The organism is Sulfitobacter sp. S223 (genome assembly GCF_025143825.1).
GTDB lineage: Bacteria > Pseudomonadota > Alphaproteobacteria > Rhodobacterales > Rhodobacteraceae > Sulfitobacter.
Genome location: NZ_CP083560.1, coordinates 2,694,081 through 2,709,869, shown reverse-complemented (window position 1 = coordinate 2,709,869; position 15,789 = coordinate 2,694,081). Strand labels below are relative to the sequence as shown.

The following is a 15,789-nucleotide window of genomic DNA, read 5'->3' as shown; positions in this document are numbered from 1 at the left end:
ATCCTGTTCCCGCAAAACGCTGATGACCAAGGGTCAGCAATTAGGAATATTCACGGCCAGACCGCCCAACGATGTTTCTTTGTACTTTTCGCTCATGTCGGCGCCGGTTTGGCGCATGGTTTCAATACAAGCGTCTAGAGGTACCAGATGGGTGCCGTCGCCGCGCAGAGCAAGCGACGCGGCTGAGACAGCCTTGATCGCGCCCAGACCATTGCGTTCAATGCAAGGAACCTGAACAAGGCCGCGCACTGGGTCACATGTCATGCCCAGATGATGCTCCAATGCGATTTCTGCGGCATTCTCCACCTGTTCAGGAGTGCCGCCCATTACCGCGCACAATCCCGCCGCAGACATGGCCGCTGCCGAACCTACCTCGGCCTGACAGCCGGCTTCTGCACCCGAGATCGACGCGTTGAATTTCACCAAACCGCCAATAGCTGCGGCGGTCAGAAGGAAGTCTTCGATATGACTTTCGGAGGCCCCCGGCACATGATCGAGGTAGTAGCGCAATGTGGCAGGCATCACGCCGGCGGCGCCGTTGGTCGGGGCTGTCACCACTTGGCCACCTGCGGCGTTTTCCTCGTTCACGGCCATGGCGTACACACTCATCCAGTCGTTGATCGTGTGCGGTGCGGACTGGTTCAGCCCGCGCTCTGCCAGCAGTGCCTGATGGATGCCCTTGGCGCGGCGCTTGACGTTGAGGCCACCGGGCAGGATGCCATCGGTTTCTAACCCGCGGTTGATACAATCGTTCATCACCTGCCAAAGGCGTTTGGAACCTGCGCGGAGATGGTCGGCGCCGCCGCGCGATTCCTCGTTGGCGCGCTTCATCGCGGCGATGGTTTTACCCGACCCGTTGGCCATCTCCAGCATTTCGGCGGCTGATTTGAAGGGGTAGGGGACAGGCGCGCCTTCGTCGGTGTCTTTGCCTGCGGCAAGCTCTTCTGCCGTCATGACAAAGCCGCCGCCGATGGAATAATAGACCTGCCGCATCGTGACATCGCCCTGCGCATCCGTGGCCATCAGGATCATCCCGTTTGCGTGACCGTCCAGCGGGGCGTCGTAATCAAACACCAGATCCCGTTTGGGGTTGAAGTTAAGCGGCGGCAGATCCGGCGCGTTGATTATGTGCGTGTCCGCGATCTCTTGCAGGACCTCTTCGGCTTTTTCAGCATCGTAGCTTTCGGGCGTGAAGCCAGACAGACCAAGAATCGTTGCGCGATCCGTAGCGTGCCCCACGCCGGTGAACGCAAGACTGCCGTGCAGCGATGCCCGTAATCCGCCAAAATGAAACGGAGACGCCCGCATCTGATCAAGGAACCGCGCGGCGGCAACCATCGGCCCCATGGTATGTGAGGAGGACGGACCAATCCCCACTTTGAACATATCGAAAACAGACAAGAACATCAGGTTGCACTCCCATGAGGCGGGTTGGCGTAAGTCGGAGAGGTAAAGGGCGTCGGCCCCAGACCTTCGGTAGATTTTAGTGCGGCGGTGCAGGGCAGAGCCTCAAGATGGCTGGCCATCTGCATCAGCGCGGGCAGGCGATCAGTCTTGAACCAGTCCCGCGCGGCACCAACCGGATACAGAGAGCACCAGCGTAAACAAGCTGCAATGTAGAAATCCAGACCTGTTGGCGCTGTCGCCCCCAACCAGTCAGGTCGCGCCGCTGCAGTTACTTCAAGCAGGTCCAATGCAGCCATGATCTGACCTTGCAGACCCGTCCGGAGCGCCTTTTGGTGGGCGGGTTCACCACCGATGTATTTGTCTGGATAGAACATCATCCGCAGGGCCGGATGCAGGGTGTTCGCCGTAAAGAACAACCACTTCAGATAATTTCCGCGCGCGGGATCTGTTGGGCCGGGGCCCAGCCCGCCGTGGGTATCGCCCAACCATAGCAGGATCGCACCTGTCTCGAACAACGGCCCCTGCGGGGTTTCCAGAACAGGTATCAGCCCGTTGGGATTGAGCGCGAGATAGGTCGGAGCGCGCTGGCCCTGAACGGCACGGTCCACCAGTTGGCTGCGGTACGGCAGGCCACGATGCTCCAATGCAAGGCGGATGATCAATGAAGCGTTGTCAGGCGCGTAATGTAGAACGTAGCTCATGGCATGTATCTGCCCGTGTGCGGCTGTGTGCGCACGCCTGAAAGCGACCCTGTGGCGCGCATTTCGGGCAGCGGGTCATCCGCGCAGGGCATTGTCCTCGACCCTGATGCGGTGGCCAAGCATCAGCGCGTTAAGCACCGTCCAAACCACAGCAACGCACCATAGCCCCAGAACCATCGGCGCCACGATGATCTCTGCCACTACAAGTATGTAGTTGGGGTGACGGAAATAGCGAAACGGGCCGCGCGCAACCAGTGTTTCGCCTTCAAAAACAATAACGCGCGTTGTCCAACGCCTATCGAGGGTGCCAAGTATCTAGATGCGAAAGACTTGTAGCAACGCATAAAGTGCAAGCCAGCCTAGATGCACCGGCTGGGACCATCCAAACACCACCAGCGCCGGTACCCTCGCGCTGTGCATTGCCGCTATCACTGGATAGTGGCCCGCCCCCACCTCATGCGCGCCGCGTGCCATAAGGGCAGCGGTGTTGCGCTTTGCGATCACCAGCTCGCCCAAGCGTTGCAGAATGATAAAGCCGAGAAATAGCGCGGTGGGAACTGGTATAGTCATGCCTTTACAGTGAAGGGCATGCAAGATGCCGTAAATCCTGGGCCAAGTGCCGCAAGCGCCATTCGGCCGGCGTGACCCTGCGCCAGAACGTCTTTCATCAATAACAATACCGTCGGCGCTGACATATTTCCTGCGGCCTTCAGAACGCGCCGCCGGGATGGCAGACAAATCGGGTGATGTTCTCAAAAGGCTCACCTGCGGCTTCCAGCATTGTGGTCACGGCACCTAGGAAGTGCTGTTGCACAAATTCCGGGGTCGAGCGTTCGAAGAGGACACCAAGGCCGGTGCTATCCAGATCCCAGCCCATTATGGCCGATGTGTCGGTCCGCATATGCTCTTGTCCGGCGTCCAGAGTGATCGCGCGGCTGCCTGCACGCAGAACAGCCGCTGCCGCGCCGTCGCCGAACAGACCGTGGCAATGATGTCCGCTTTTTGCAGTCGGTCTGTGCGGAATGACAGGCTGCATGGCTCAACCGCGACCAACAAGACTGTCTTATCTGGCTCTGCCAAGGCAAGCCCGCGCGCGATCGACAATCCTGTGAGGCCGCCTGCACAGCCAAGGTGGAACACCGGCAAGCGGGAAACATCGGCACGAAACCCGATCGCACGGGCAGCCTGCGCCTCAAGCGCTGGGTGGCGATGCCGGTTGAGGACACGGTGACAATTTTATCAACCTGATCGGCGCGCAGCACTGCGTCAGCCAGCGTTGCCGTCGCAGGGTCGATAAATAGTTGTGTGGCTGCGGGCAGGTAGTCGGCCATCCGGTCGGCCCATCCGTGATCCTGAGCATACCACTCCGGCGGTATAAACGCGCGCCGCATGTCAACGCCTGCATTTTGAACGCGGGGACAAGACGCCCGAAGGTGGCATATTTTGGCCCGAGAAGCTGGCGGGCATCTATCAGTACAGTGTTTTGAGGCAAGGGTGGGGCGGGAAGGCCCGGAAGGCTGACTTCCGTCACTTAAACAATCCATTCATTAAACAACTCTGTGTTAAGTTAAGCTGTTTTCAAAAGGTGAAGCTTGGACATGCAAGATAGGTCTCGATTGCCACATCTCAGACGGTTGAAAACGCCCTGGTGCTGCCGGATCATGATGACGTGATGAATGGGATATATTTGCCCCTCGCACCCCGCGCGCATCTTTCCTATAAGCGCTGGGATACTTCAAAGGGAGCTGCCCCATGTCCGGAGACCTTTCACCGATCGACAAAGCGAAATTTGTGGCTGCCAAGCGCGCGGCGCAGTTTGTAGAAGACGGTATGCGCGTCGGCCTCGGAACGGGATCGACGGCGGCATGGCTTGTGCGCTGTCTGGGTGAGATGGTCCGCGACGACGGCTTGAAAATTCGCGGGGTCCCCACGTCTAGCCGCACGGCACAATTGGCCCGCGAAGTGGGGATCGAGGTCATCTCGCTTGATGAGGCAAAATGGCTTGATATCACCATCGACGGGGCGGATGAGTTTGACGGTGATCTGAACCTCATCAAAGGCGGCGGCGGCGCGTTGCTGCAAGAAAAAATCGTGGCGACGGCCAGTGACCAAATGATCGTGATCGCAGACATCGGCAAAGAGGTTGAGCATCTGGGGGCCTTCCCGCTTCCGATTGAGGTGATCCCTTTTGGCTGGCAAACCACGCAGGCACTAGTCGAAGAAACGCTGATCTCAATGGACGTGCTGGGCCGCAGCAGCACCCTGCGCATGAATGGTCAGCGACCTTTTCACACTGACGAGGGCAACTATATCCTCGATCTCCATCTGAACCGTATCGGCAATGCGCGCCAGCTTGCACTGGTGATTAACCAGATGCCCGGTGTTGTCGAGAACGGTCTGTTCATCGACATCTGTGACACCGTTGTGATTGGCTATGGCGATGGCAAGGTGGAAGTGCGTGATATCAACGAGGGCACAGTCGACACAGAGCGGCTTGATTTCGTTGAAAGTGATAACCTGTTTTCCGACCTGAGCGACTGAGAGGCCAGTATATGAGCGATTTTGATTATGATCTATTTGTCATCGGTGGTGGCTCAGGTGGCGTCCGTGCCGCGCGTGTGGCTGCAAGTGAATACGGCGTAAAAGTCGGTCTCGCCGAGGAGGACCGCTATGGCGGCACTTGTGTCATCCGTGGCTGTGTTCCCAAAAAGCTGATGGTCTTTGCTTCCTCCTACCGTGACTTGTTTGCCGATGCGCGTAACTATGGCTGGGAGATCAACGACGGTCCGTTCGACTGGCACCTGTTCTCTGGCAAAATGCGCAATGAGCTGGACCGTCTTGAAGGTATCTACCGCAAGCTGCTTGATAATTCGGGCGTTGAGAAATTCGATGCCCGTGCCACCATCAAGGATGCGCACACCGTGACCCTTTCCACCGGTGAGGAAAAGACAGCAAAACATATCCTGATCGCGACCGGCGGCCGCCCCGTGCGCCCCGAGCTCGAAAACGGAGAACTTGGGCTTGTCTCTGACGATATTTTCCACATGGATGCACTTCCGCGGTCCATGTTGATTGTTGGGGGCGGCTATATCGCCTGTGAATTCGCCTGCATCCTGCATGGCATGGGCGTGGACGTTTCGATGTATTACCGCGGCGGCCAGATTCTGAACGGATTTGACGACGAAGCCCGCGGTCTGGTCGCCGAACAGATGCGTATGCGCGGCGTTGGTATGCACTCCGGTGCCAGCATCCTTGAGATGGATCAGCGCGATGGCGGTATCTGCGTCAAGTCAACGCTGGGCAATGAAAAGATGTTCGACAAGGTGTTCTTCGCAACCGGACGCCGACCCAACACCGACAACATGGGTTTGGAAGAAGTCGGCGTAAAGCTGGGGCGCAACGGTGCTATAGAGGTTAATGAATACAGCCAGACAGGCGTTCCGTCGATTTATGCTATCGGTGATGTGACGGACCGCGTGAACCTTACACCTGTTGCCATCCGCGAAGGGATGGCCTTTGTCGAAACAGTATTTGGTGCCAAGCCGACGCCGGTCGATCATGACCTTATCCCGTCAGCCGTATTCACACAGCCTGAAATGGGCACAGTCGGCATGACTGAGGAAGCCGCGCGCGAGCAAGAAGAGATCGAGATCTACGCGACGTCCTTCAAGCCGATGCAAACGGCCTTTGCGGAGCGTGAAGACCGTGTGATGATGAAGCTGGTCGTGTCCAAAAAGAACCGGACCGTTTTGGGCTGTCATATCGTCGCACCGCAGGCGGGCGAGATGATCCAGCTCGCGGGTATTGCGATCAAGATGGGCGCAACAAAAGAGCAATTTGACCAGACGTGTGCAGTCCATCCGACGATGGCAGAAGAACTGGTAACAATGCGTACACCGGTGCGTACATCTTGAATTCAACGTGTAAACGCCCAGTTTACACTTAAGACGAAAAGCCTGCTCCGCATTGGGGCGACTTAAAGAGGGAAATAAATATGGCTGGAAACACAGGCGGTCCTTGGGGCGGCGGTGGCAATTCAGGCGGCGGCAATAAGGGCGGCGGCAACAACGGTGGAGATCAGGGGGGCGGCAATCAGGGCGGCAACCGTGGTAACAGGGGCGGCGGTGAAAAACCACCGATCCCCGAGATCGACGAACTGGTTAAAAAGGGCCAGGAACAGCTGCGCGTTCTGATGGGCGGCGGTGGCCGTTCTAACGGAACGGGCGGTTCAGGCGGCGGTGGCGAAGGAGGGCCGGCGTTGACGCGCGGGACCGTCGGCATCGGTGTGCTGGTGGCAGTATCTGCATGGCTCTTTGCCTCCACTTACACAGTACGTCCCGAACAGCAGTCGATCGAACTGTTCCTCGGCAAGTTTTCGGGAATTGGTACCGAGGGTTTGAACTTTGCGCCGTGGCCCGTTGTCACAGCCGAAGTGTTTGACGTCACCACCAACCGCACCGAAACATTGGGTGTGAGCCGTGGCAGTGGTGACAATGACGGCTTGATGCTGACAACGGACGAGAACATCGTCGATATCGACTTTCAGGTGGTTTGGAACATCAAGGATGCAGAGCAGTTCAAGTTTTCGCTCCGCGATCCCGAAGCTTCTGTGCGTGCAATCTCTGAATCGGCCATGCGCGAAGTAATTGCACAGTCCGAACTGGCCCCGATCCTCAACCGCGATCGTGGTTTGGTCGAAGAGCAGGTCAAAGAGCTTATCCAGAATACTTTGGACAACCGTAAAACCGGCATCAACGTTCTGCGCGTGAACGTAAACAAGGTTGACCCACCAAGCCGTACTGTCAGCGTAACAGCGGCAAATGGCGCGGTTACGCAGGTTTCCGTTGTGGACGCGTTCCGGGACGTACAAGCTGCCGAGCAAGAGCGTGACCGTCTGGAACGTCAGGCGGACGCCTACGCCAACCAGAAAACGGCTGAAGCACGTGGTGAAAGCGCCAAGCTGCTGGAAGCTGCCGAAGGTTACCGCGCACGCGAAGTCAACGGTGCAATCGGTGAAGCAAGCCGCTTTGAGGCGGTCTTGACCGAATATGCCGCAGCGCCGGAAGTGACGCGCAAGCGTCTGTATCTGGAAACGATGGAGAAAGTATTTGGCGGCGTAGACAAGATCATTCTTGAATCGCAAACCGGCGCCAATGGCGGGCAGGGCGTTGTCCCCTATCTGCCACTTAATGAGCTGCGACGCAGCGGAGGGAACAACTGATGAATAAGACCAGCTTTCTGATCCCGATTGTCGCGATCATCGGGGCCGCGGTGCTGTCCTCGATCTTTGTGGTTGATGAGCGTGAAAAGGCGCTTGTGCTGCGCTTTGGCCAGATCAAACAGGTCATCACCGACCCCGGTCTGGGCTTCAAAGTCCCCATGATCGATGAGGTCGTGCGCTTTGAGGACCGTATCCTGACGTTGGAAACCCCTGTGATCGAAGTCACGCCTGCCGATGACCGTCGTCTGGAGATTGACGCTTTTGTGCTCTACCGCATTGATGATGTGGTTCAGTATCGTCAGGCTGTTGGTTCTGGTGGTGAAACCCGTGCGGCAAACGATCTGAGCGGTATTCTGGAATCCCAGATCCGTGCGGTGCTTGGTAGTCAGGGTGTGACGTCGAACACGATCCTGTCGCCAGAGCGTTCCGCACTTATGGACCAGATCCGCGTTCGTTCTGACGCACGTGCGAATGCGCTGGGCCTCAAGGTGGTGGACGTGCGTTTGCGCCAGACCAACCTGCCGGAGCAGAACTTTGACGCGACGCTGCAACGGATGATCGCCGAGCGGGAACGCGAAGCGACAGACGAACGCGCCCGTGGTCGCGAAGCTGCGCAACGTGTGACGGCCCTTGCAGACCGTACTTTCGAAGAGATCATCTCGGAAGCACGCCGCGATGCGCGTATCATCGAAGGTGAGGCAGACGCCGAGCGTAACCGCATCTTTGCGGAAGCCTATTCCAAAGACCCGGAGTTCTTTGAATTCTATCGCTCGTTGGCAGCCTATGAGGAATCGCTGAAAGGCGACAACTCCACCATGGTGCTGTCACCCGATAGCGAATTCTTCAACTACCTGCGGTCGGATCAGGGCTCACGCTCGGACGAGGGTGAATCGCGCTAAATCGCTCAGGCGTGTCTAGTTTATGAAAGGGGCCGCATGAAAATGCGGCCCTTTTTTTAGTGCCACGAAGGTGGGCAAATATCGCGGGCCTTGGTCCGCGTTTAACGACGATGCAGTTTAGCCCGTTACCAGATCGATCGCATTTGCCAGTTTGTCTACGATGATGTCGATTTCTTCTGGCGTTGATGTGAAACATGGTGCCAACAACACGTGATCGCCAGCCGTGCCATCGGCACAGCCCTGGGCTGGGTAGCAAATCATGCCCGCCTCCATGGCCGCTTGCTGCACCTTGCCTGCAATATTGCGGCTCACGTCAAACGGCGCTTTGGTGGCGCGATCTGCTACCAGCTCGGTGGTCCAGAACAATCCGCGCCCGCGAATATCGCCGACATGCGCATGCTGGCCCAGTCGTGCGCGCAGACTGGCCTCAAGCTGTGATCCAAGCCTGCGGACCGACCCCAACAGATCATGGGTTTCGATTTCGCGCATGACAGCCATCGCACCGGCCGTCGCGACAGCGTGGCTCATGTAGGTGTGACCATTCCAAAGTTTGCCCGAACCCGCGATGATCGCATCGCAGACTTTTTGAGAGGCCATTACAGCGGCAATGGGCTGATATCCTGCACCCAGCCCTTTGGCCATCGTCGTAATGTCGGCGCAAATGCCTTCCTGCTCCAGCGCGAAAAGCGTGCCGGTACGGCCCATGCCACACATCACTTCATCCGCAATATAAAGCACGCCGTAGGTGTCGCAAATTTCGCGGATGCGCTTGAAATAGCCGACGGGCGCTGGCTGTGTTCCCAAAGAAGCCCCCACAACCGGTTCTGCGACAAACGCACAGACGGTTTCCGGACCCAATTCCTGAATCTTTTCTTCAAGCTGGTTGGCCATCCGTAAACCGAAATCGGCGTCGCTTTCGCCGTCAAGCTGCAGCCGATAATTGTATGTCGCGTCAATGTGCTGCGTCTCGATCAACAACGGCGCGAAGGGCGCGCGGCGGCCCGCATGTCCGCTCACGGCCAGCGCGCCAAGCGTGTTGCCGTGATAAGAGGGCGCGCGTGCGATGATATGGGCACGGCCTGTTTCCCCACGCTCCACGTGATACTGACGGGCAAGCTTAAGTGCTGCCTCCATCGCCTCCGAACCACTGCCCAGATACATCACGCGCCCTTCTCCTGTTCCCGCAGGCGCATGAGCGACCAGGAAATCCGACAATTCCTCGGCCCATTGGTTTGTAAACAGGCCGGTATGTGCGAATGCGAGCGTGTTGACCTGATCGCAGATCGCCTTGCGCACGGCTGCGTTGTCATGGCCCAGAGAAGAGACAGCAGCCCCTCCACAAGCATCTAGGTAACGTTTGCCTTCGTCGTCAATCAGATAGGCGCCTTCGCCGCCGACAATGCTTGGCTGTACGGCTGTGAGACTACGACGTAGAACATGGCTCATGCTGGGATGCTTTCTTTAGATCGGGTGAGTCTTGTTTCTTATAGCATATGAGAGATCCTATGGTGCCGGAATTTCAAATCACCGCCTGCGCCCGTCACAGCATTGTCAGCAATGCTTGAAATCAGAACGCGAAGGCACATCTTTCATATTGCGGTTGGTGCAGTCACCATGCACTCTGCCGGTAAGTAAAATCGCCCCGAAGAGGGTCAGTTTTCGATCAGGAGACGATATATGCAGCCCAAAGCGGTCGCTCGGACAAAAGCCAACGCACCTTCACCAGCCCTGCGCGCAACGATCATTGCGCTGATGGCGCTTACGATGGTGGTGGCGCAAACCGTCATGGCACTGGCCAAGCCAGAAAGTCTGGCTCCGCTGGCAGAGAAGATCAGCCCGTCGGTCGTCAACATCACCACTTCCACTTTGGTGGAAGGCCGCACTGGCCCGCGTGGTATCGTTCCCGAAGGGTCGCCGTTCGAAGACTTCTTTCGTGAATTCCAAGACCGCAATCGCGGCGACGGCGAGGCGCCCGCACCGCGCCGGTCCTCTGCGTTGGGGTCTGGTTTCGTCATTTCCGAAGATGGTTATGTGGTCACAAATAACCACGTGATTGACGGGGCTGACGAAATCACAATCGAATTCTTTTCAGGGGCTGAGCTGATCGCCAAAGTGATCGGCACCGATCCGAATACGGACATCGCTCTCTTGAAGGTCGAAGCAGACCGCCCGCTTCCTTTTGTTAGCTTTGGCGATAGCGACGCGGCCCGTGTGGGCGACTGGGTTATCGCCATGGGTAATCCGCTGGGGCAGGGCTTTTCTGTATCGGCGGGCATTGTCAGCGCGCGCAACCGCGCCTTGTCCGGCACCTATGACGACTATATCCAGACCGATGCTGCGATCAACCGTGGTAACTCGGGTGGTCCTTTGTTCAACATGGACGGCTCTGTGATCGGCGTGAATACGGCAATCCTGTCGCCAAACGGCGGTTCCATCGGGATCGGCTTTTCCATGGCGTCCAATGTTGTGACGCGCGTTGTCGACCAGCTGAAGGAATTCGGCGAAACGCGCCGCGGCTGGCTGGGTGTACGCATTCAGGATGTGACGCAGGACGTCGCCGATGCGATGGGCCTCAAGTCGGCAACCGGCGCTCTGATCACAGACGTTCCCGAAGGCCCTGCAAAAGTGGCCGGTCTTAAGACTGGCGATGTCATCCTGTCCTTCGACGGGGTTGAGGTCGGCGATACCCGCGGCCTCGTGCGTCAGGTGGGTAACAGCCCGGTTGGCGCAACTGTGCGCGTCACAGTTATGCGCGAAGGAAAAAGCCAGACAATAGCCGTGGTTCTTGGTCGCCGCGAGGATGCCAACAGCGATGAGGAGCCTGCAGCTGAAGATGAGCCTGAAAGCTCAGAAGCACCGATGGTAACGTCGATGCTGGGTCTGACCGTGACACCACTGACACCGGAGATTCGTCAAGAACTTGGTGCTGGGGTTGACATGGAAGGGTTGGCTGTGACCGAGGTCGAGGAAGGCTCCGAAGCGTTTGAAAAAGGCTTGCGGGCTGGGGATATCATCACCGAAGCGGGCCAGCAGGAGATCAAAACCATTGATGATTTGAATGCGCGCATTGATGCCGCACGCGAAGCAGGGCGCAAATCGTTGTTGATCCTTGTGCGCCGTGCAGGTGATCCCCGCTTTGTCGCACTGACGCTCGACGAAGAATAATCTGTCGAACCCTTAATGCTTGAGGCGCCCTTCATGGGCGCCTTTTGCGTTTTGGGGCAGGGACATGCAGTGATCCCACCGGGCTTGCGTCATACTGGACCGTCCAGCTTTCTGGCGGCGCCAGGGAAACTTCTGATTTATTTCACGATCTATGGAACGGATCGATTGCTGGTTTGTTGTTTTGCCACACTAACACCGTCTTTGTGGGCGCGCGGCCACAGGCATTAAAGACCGAAGGAAACTGGCACATGGCAAGAAATCTCATCCTAGGAGGGCTTGCTGTAGTGGTAGGCGGCGCAGTTGGTTTCGGTCTTTATGCCTACAAATCCCCTATCGATCCGATCACGACTGCGCAGCTGGCTGAGTTTACCCCTGAGGAAGTTGAAAAAGGGCGTGTGCTTGCTTCTGCGGGATATTGTGCAACCTGTCATACCGCTGCCGACGGAGAGCCGTATGCCGGCAATTACGCCATGGAGACGGGGTTCGGTACGCTATACTCTACCAACCTGACACCTGATGTTGAAACCGGCATCGGCACCTATTCAAAAGAAGCGTTCCGCCGTGCCATGCACGAAGGCGTGGACCGTGAAGGCCGCCATTTGTTTCCGGCATTTCCTTACGACCATTTCACCAAAATGACCGACGAAGATGTGGACGCGATCTATGCCTACATCATGACAGAGGTTGAGCCCGTCAAAACCGTCCAGAAAGAGAACGAGCTGCCATTCCCGCTTAATCAGCGCATTCTTCAGGCTGGCTGGAAGATGCTGTTTGTGGATCAAGGCCGCTATGAGGCCGATGAGGACCATTCAGAAGAGTGGAATCGCGGAGCGTATCTGGCTGAGGGTTTGACACACTGTGGCGCGTGCCACACGCCGCGCAACGCCGTAGGGGCGGAAAAGCAATCAGAGCAATATGCCGGAGCCGAGATTGATCGCTGGATTGCGCCTGCGCTTACAGCGGAGAACCCGTCTTCCGTTGCTTGGACTGCGCCGGAATTCAAATCGTACCTGATGGAAGGTGTCACCAGCTATCATGGCATCGCTGCCGGCCCGATGGGACCGGTTGTGCATGAGGGTGTACGTGATCTCCCCGAAAGCGACATCGACTCACTTGCTATTTATCTGGCGGATCAAGTTGGCGCGACAGACGATGATCCCGCCCAAAGCGAAGTGGTGCTGGCCAGCCTGCGTAACAACCGGCCAGATCCTCAATATCGCCGCGAGCTGGGAGAACGCCTGTACGCAACAGCCTGCGCCTCGTGCCATTACAATGCGGAGCAGATCATGCAGGGTCGCCCTGATCTGGGCATTAACTCTGCTACCAATCTTGAGACACCCAACAACCTGATCCACGTAATTCTGGATGGGGTCAACGGGCCAGAAGGCATGGCGGGTGTCGTGATGCCGGGTTTCCGCAACGCGCTTGACGATGAGCAGGTTGCAGCCGTCTCCGCCTATCTGCGCGACAAGCGGGCGAACCGTCCTGCGTGGCCCGAACTTACCGCCACAGTAGCCGATATCCGTGAAAACGGTCCTAAATCGCACTAATACCGAAGGAAAAACTATGATAAAATTTGAGATTAACGGGCGCAGTGTAAGCGTCGATGCTGATCCGGATACGCCGCTTCTGTGGGCCATCCGTGATGAGATCGGTCTGACGGGCACAAAGTTCGGTTGCGGGATCGGGATGTGCGGGGCCTGCACAGTTCATGTCGGCGGCCGTGCGACACGGTCGTGCATCACACCACTTTCTGCCGTTGTAGACACCGAAATCACAACAATCGAAGGCCTTGATGCAGAGGCAAACCATCCCGTTCAGGAAGCGTGGCGCAATCTGCGCGTTCCACAGTGTGGGTACTGTCAGTCAGGGCAGATCATGCAGGCGGCCTCGCTTTTGCAGGATATTCCTGAACCAACCGATGACGATATTGACGCGGTAATGACTGGCAACCTGTGCCGCTGCATGACCTATCCCCGCATTCGCCAAGCTGTGCGCGACGCGGCCACCGCTATGAACGGAGCACAAGACAATGGGTAACAAATTGCTTACACGCCTCACCGGCTCCGATAAGCCTGCCGAAATGAACCGCCGCGGATTTCTTGTCTCGATGACAGCCGCTGGTGTGGCATTCGGTTTTCCGCGTACATCCAGCGCCGCGATGGATCCCGCAGCCGCAGACGGCGTTCCTGTTTCAAGCAACGGCGAAACATTCGAGCCGACATTATGGTATTGGATCGACAGTGACGGACGCGTCAACGTCAACATCATCCGTGCCGAGATGGGCCAACACGTTGGCACGGCCATCGCCCGCATCCTTGCAGATGAGCTGGAAGTCGCATGGGAAGACGTTTCGATCACCCACGTGGACACGGCCGAAAAATGGGGCACCATGGTCACTGGCGGAAGCTGGTCGGTCTGGCAAAGCTGGCCGGTCTACCGTCAGGCAGGCGCTGCGGGCCGCACGGCACTGATCGAAGCCGCTGCTGCCCAGTGGGGCGTGGATGCTGCAACCTGCACAGCGCGGGACGGCACCGTGACCGATGGCACAAACACAATCACGTATGCAGAGCTTGTCAGCGCCGGACTAGAGCGCAGCTTTACCGAGGATGAGCTGAAAGCATTGCCGCTCAAGCCACATTCGGAGCTGCGTCTGGTTGGTAAGGATGTGACCGCTCTTGATATCGAGAACAAGACAAACGGCAAAGCAATCTACGGATTGGATGCCAAGGTTGACGGGATGGTTTACGCCGTTCCGATGATCCCGCCAACGCGCCTCGGCTCATCGGTTGCGTCCATTGATGACAGTGGCGCGAAAGGCGTGAAAGGATATCTGCAAACACTGGCGCTGGAAGATCCATCAGGGACGGTGCCTGGCTGGGTTGTTGTTCTGGGTACATCGCTGATGGCTGCAAAATGGGCATCCGAAGCGGTAGATGTGACCTGGAACGCAGGCGATACAGCGGCCGTGACGGAAGCAGATATCAACGCCCGTTCACGCGAGCTGATCGCAGACGGCGCATCCGGGGGCATTCTGGCGACAGAAACGCCTGATACGGCAGCCGCTTTCGATACTGCGGCGGATGTGCTCGAAGCAGAATATGTCACGCAGACGGTTTTGCATTTTCAGCTTGAGCCGGTAAACGCGACTGTATTCCAGAACGAAGACGGTATTTGGGAAATCCACACTGGCAACCAGTGGCAGTCACTGATCATGCCAACTTTGTCGGCTGCGCTAGAAGCACCTGCGGATAAGATCGTTATGCGCACCTATATGTTGGGCGGTGGCTTTGGCCGTCGTTTGAATGGCGACTATACCATTCCTGCTGCTCTGACCTCAAAGGCGTTGGGTGGCAAGCCGGTCAAGCTTGTTTTCATGCGTGAAGACGATGCCAAGTTTGACAGCCCACGGTCCCCCAGTGTGCAAAAACTGCGGATGGCATTCGACGGAGATAACAAGGTCGTCGGGATGGAGCATCACGCGGCCGCCGGCTGGCCCACAGGTGTTATGGTTCCGTCGTTCATGCCCAAAGGTGTGAACGGAGAGCCTTATGACCCCTTCGCGATTGACGGTGCCGATCACTGGTACACCGTTGGTGCACATCAGGTTCGCGCAATCTCCAATGATCTTGCCAACAAGACGTTTCGTCCGGGCTGGTTGCGGTCGGTAGGGCCGGGCTGGACCAATTTTGCGGTAGAAAGCTTTATGGATGAGGCAGCGCAAAAAGCGGGCGTTGACCCGCTTGAGTTCCGCCTGCAGCACCTCAAGGCCGAGGGCTACAACGCGGGTTCCGCCCCGAATGCAGTCGGGGGCGCATCGCGTCAGGCCGCAGTGTTGGAAAAGGTCGCCAAGATGTCGGGCTATGGCAGCAGCGATCTGCCTGCTGATACGGCCATTGGTATCGCAACCACCTTTGGTCAATCGCGCAGCATGCCGACCTGGACTGCTGGTGCCGTACAGCTGCATGTCGACCGCGAGACCGGTGAACTTGACGTACAAAAGATGTGGCTCGCTTTTGACTGCGGCACAGTTGTTGATCCCGATAGTGCGCTTGCACAGTGCGAAGGGGCGGCCCTTTGGGGGCTCTCCATGGCACTTTACGAAGGCACAAAGATCGAAGACGGCAATGTAGAGGATCGCAATCTGGGGACCTATGCACCTCTGCGCATGATCGACACTCCAGAGATGGAAATTTCGTTCGTCGAGAGCACCGAAGTCCCTGTGGGTCTGGGTGAACCGGGTACGACAGTCATTGCACCGGCGATTGCAAATGCGATCTACAACGCAGTGGGCGCTCGTATGCGTCATTTGCCGATCAAGCCGGACGATATCCTGTCAGCTTTGAAAGCCTGACCTGAAAAGACAAAAGGCGCCCGAATTAAATCGGGCGCCTTT

The 15,789-nt window shown here is 57.5% G+C and carries 14 protein-coding genes and 1 pseudogene; 8 read left to right on the top strand and 7 right to left on the bottom strand.

All coding sequences use genetic code 11. The annotated features are described in order from the left end of the window. Nucleotides 1-33: 33 nt before the first annotated feature. The 6 genes and pseudogenes from K3757_RS12880 to K3757_RS19130 all read right to left on the bottom strand — a co-directional run. The gene (locus tag K3757_RS12880) at nt 34-1,407 is read right to left on the bottom strand and encodes an L-serine ammonia-lyase (protein ID WP_259996087.1); all 1,374 of its coding nucleotides are present in this window, start codon (nt 1,405-1,407) and stop codon (nt 34-36) included. Further along, nucleotides 1,407-2,108, bottom strand: coding sequence for a glutathione S-transferase family protein (locus tag K3757_RS12875; RefSeq protein ID WP_259996085.1), 702 nt, complete (start codon nt 2,106-2,108; stop codon nt 1,407-1,409). The genes K3757_RS12880 and K3757_RS12875 overlap by 1 nt, the downstream gene beginning before the upstream one ends. Before the next feature lie 75 nt (nt 2,109-2,183). Beyond that, nucleotides 2,184-2,423: an isoprenylcysteine carboxylmethyltransferase family protein gene (locus K3757_RS12870; protein ID WP_260001261.1), complete on the bottom strand. Its 240-nt coding sequence runs from the start codon at nt 2,421-2,423 to the stop codon at nt 2,184-2,186. Next, complete coding sequence (locus K3757_RS12865; protein ID WP_259996083.1) at nt 2,424-2,678, bottom strand: hypothetical protein; 255 nt, start codon at nt 2,676-2,678, stop codon at nt 2,424-2,426. A 139-nt stretch (nt 2,679-2,817) separates the two neighbouring features. Then, nucleotides 2,818-3,144 carry a hypothetical protein gene (locus K3757_RS12860; RefSeq protein WP_259996081.1) on the bottom strand — a complete coding sequence of 109 codons (327 nt, stop codon included), beginning with the start codon at nt 3,142-3,144 and terminating at the stop codon, nt 2,818-2,820. A 23-nt stretch (nt 3,145-3,167) separates the two neighbouring features. Beyond that, a pseudogene (locus K3757_RS19130) lies at nt 3,168-3,254 on the bottom strand (hypothetical protein); the annotation flags it as partial. A 606-nt stretch (nt 3,255-3,860) separates the two neighbouring features. Here K3757_RS19130 and rpiA point away from each other — a divergent pair. From rpiA to hflC, 4 genes are all read left to right on the top strand, one after another. Then, the gene (rpiA, locus tag K3757_RS12855) at nt 3,861-4,649 is read left to right on the top strand and encodes a ribose-5-phosphate isomerase RpiA (protein WP_259996079.1); all 789 of its coding nucleotides are present in this window, start codon (nt 3,861-3,863) and stop codon (nt 4,647-4,649) included. Between the two features lie 11 nt (nt 4,650-4,660). Then, nucleotides 4,661-6,022 (top strand): glutathione-disulfide reductase, encoded by a 1,362-nt coding sequence (gene gor, locus K3757_RS12850; protein ID WP_259996077.1) that lies wholly within the window; start codon nt 4,661-4,663, stop codon nt 6,020-6,022. An 80-nt stretch (nt 6,023-6,102) separates the two neighbouring features. Then, nucleotides 6,103-7,329 carry an FtsH protease activity modulator HflK gene (gene hflK, locus K3757_RS12845; RefSeq protein WP_259996076.1) on the top strand — a complete coding sequence of 409 codons (1,227 nt, stop codon included), beginning with the start codon at nt 6,103-6,105 and terminating at the stop codon, nt 7,327-7,329. Then, nucleotides 7,329-8,228 carry a protease modulator HflC gene (gene hflC, locus K3757_RS12840; protein WP_259996075.1) on the top strand — a complete coding sequence of 300 codons (900 nt, stop codon included), beginning with the start codon at nt 7,329-7,331 and terminating at the stop codon, nt 8,226-8,228. Before hflK ends, hflC begins: the two co-directional genes overlap by 1 nt. Before the next feature lie 117 nt (nt 8,229-8,345). Here the strand turns inward: hflC and K3757_RS12835 are convergent, their stop codons facing one another. Further along, entirely contained in the window at nt 8,346-9,674 is a 1,329-nt protein-coding gene (locus K3757_RS12835; RefSeq protein ID WP_259996074.1) for an aspartate aminotransferase family protein, read from the bottom strand. Nucleotides 9,675-9,905: 231 nt separating this feature from the next. Here K3757_RS12835 and K3757_RS12830 point away from each other — a divergent pair, with 231 nt between their 5' ends. From K3757_RS12830 to K3757_RS12815, 4 genes are all read left to right on the top strand, one after another. Continuing rightward, nucleotides 9,906-11,393: a DegQ family serine endoprotease gene (locus K3757_RS12830; protein ID WP_259996073.1), complete on the top strand. Its 1,488-nt coding sequence runs from the start codon at nt 9,906-9,908 to the stop codon at nt 11,391-11,393. 248 nt (nt 11,394-11,641) lie between these two features. After that, nucleotides 11,642-12,943, top strand: a complete 1,302-nt coding sequence (locus tag K3757_RS12825; protein WP_259996072.1) for a cytochrome c — start codon at nt 11,642-11,644, stop codon at nt 12,941-12,943. Nucleotides 12,944-12,959: 16 nt separating this feature from the next. Then, complete coding sequence (locus tag K3757_RS12820; RefSeq protein WP_259996071.1) at nt 12,960-13,433, top strand: (2Fe-2S)-binding protein; 474 nt, start codon at nt 12,960-12,962, stop codon at nt 13,431-13,433. Next, complete coding sequence (locus tag K3757_RS12815; protein WP_259996070.1) at nt 13,426-15,747, top strand: xanthine dehydrogenase family protein molybdopterin-binding subunit; 2,322 nt, start codon at nt 13,426-13,428, stop codon at nt 15,745-15,747. Before K3757_RS12820 ends, K3757_RS12815 begins: the two co-directional genes overlap by 8 nt. The last annotated feature ends 42 nt before the right edge of the window (nt 15,748-15,789 follow it).

Bases quoted from the DNA above. Each gene is read 5' to 3' on its own strand.
- K3757_RS12815 (WP_259996070.1), top strand. From the start codon at position 13,426: ATGGGTAACAAATTGCTTACACGCCTCACCGGCTCCGATAAGCCTGCC.
- K3757_RS12830 (WP_259996073.1), top strand. From the start codon at position 9,906: ATGCAGCCCAAAGCGGTCGCTCGGACAAAAGCCAACGCACCTTCACCA.
- rpiA (WP_259996079.1), top strand. From the start codon at position 3,861: ATGTCCGGAGACCTTTCACCGATCGACAAAGCGAAATTTGTGGCTGCC.
- K3757_RS12835 (WP_259996074.1), bottom strand. From the start codon at position 9,674: ATGAGCCATGTTCTACGTCGTAGTCTCACAGCCGTACAGCCAAGCATT.
- K3757_RS12880 (WP_259996087.1), bottom strand. From the start codon at position 1,407: ATGTTCTTGTCTGTTTTCGATATGTTCAAAGTGGGGATTGGTCCGTCC.
- gor (WP_259996077.1), top strand. From the start codon at position 4,661: ATGAGCGATTTTGATTATGATCTATTTGTCATCGGTGGTGGCTCAGGT.
- K3757_RS12875 (WP_259996085.1), bottom strand. From the start codon at position 2,108: ATGAGCTACGTTCTACATTACGCGCCTGACAACGCTTCATTGATCATC.
- K3757_RS12860 (WP_259996081.1), bottom strand. From the start codon at position 3,144: ATGCAGCCTGTCATTCCGCACAGACCGACTGCAAAAAGCGGACATCAT.
- hflK (WP_259996076.1), top strand. From the start codon at position 6,103: ATGGCTGGAAACACAGGCGGTCCTTGGGGCGGCGGTGGCAATTCAGGC.
- hflC (WP_259996075.1), top strand. From the start codon at position 7,329: ATGAATAAGACCAGCTTTCTGATCCCGATTGTCGCGATCATCGGGGCC.
- K3757_RS12820 (WP_259996071.1), top strand. From the start codon at position 12,960: ATGATAAAATTTGAGATTAACGGGCGCAGTGTAAGCGTCGATGCTGAT.
- K3757_RS12825 (WP_259996072.1), top strand. From the start codon at position 11,642: ATGGCAAGAAATCTCATCCTAGGAGGGCTTGCTGTAGTGGTAGGCGGC.
- K3757_RS12865 (WP_259996083.1), bottom strand. From the start codon at position 2,678: ATGACTATACCAGTTCCCACCGCGCTATTTCTCGGCTTTATCATTCTG.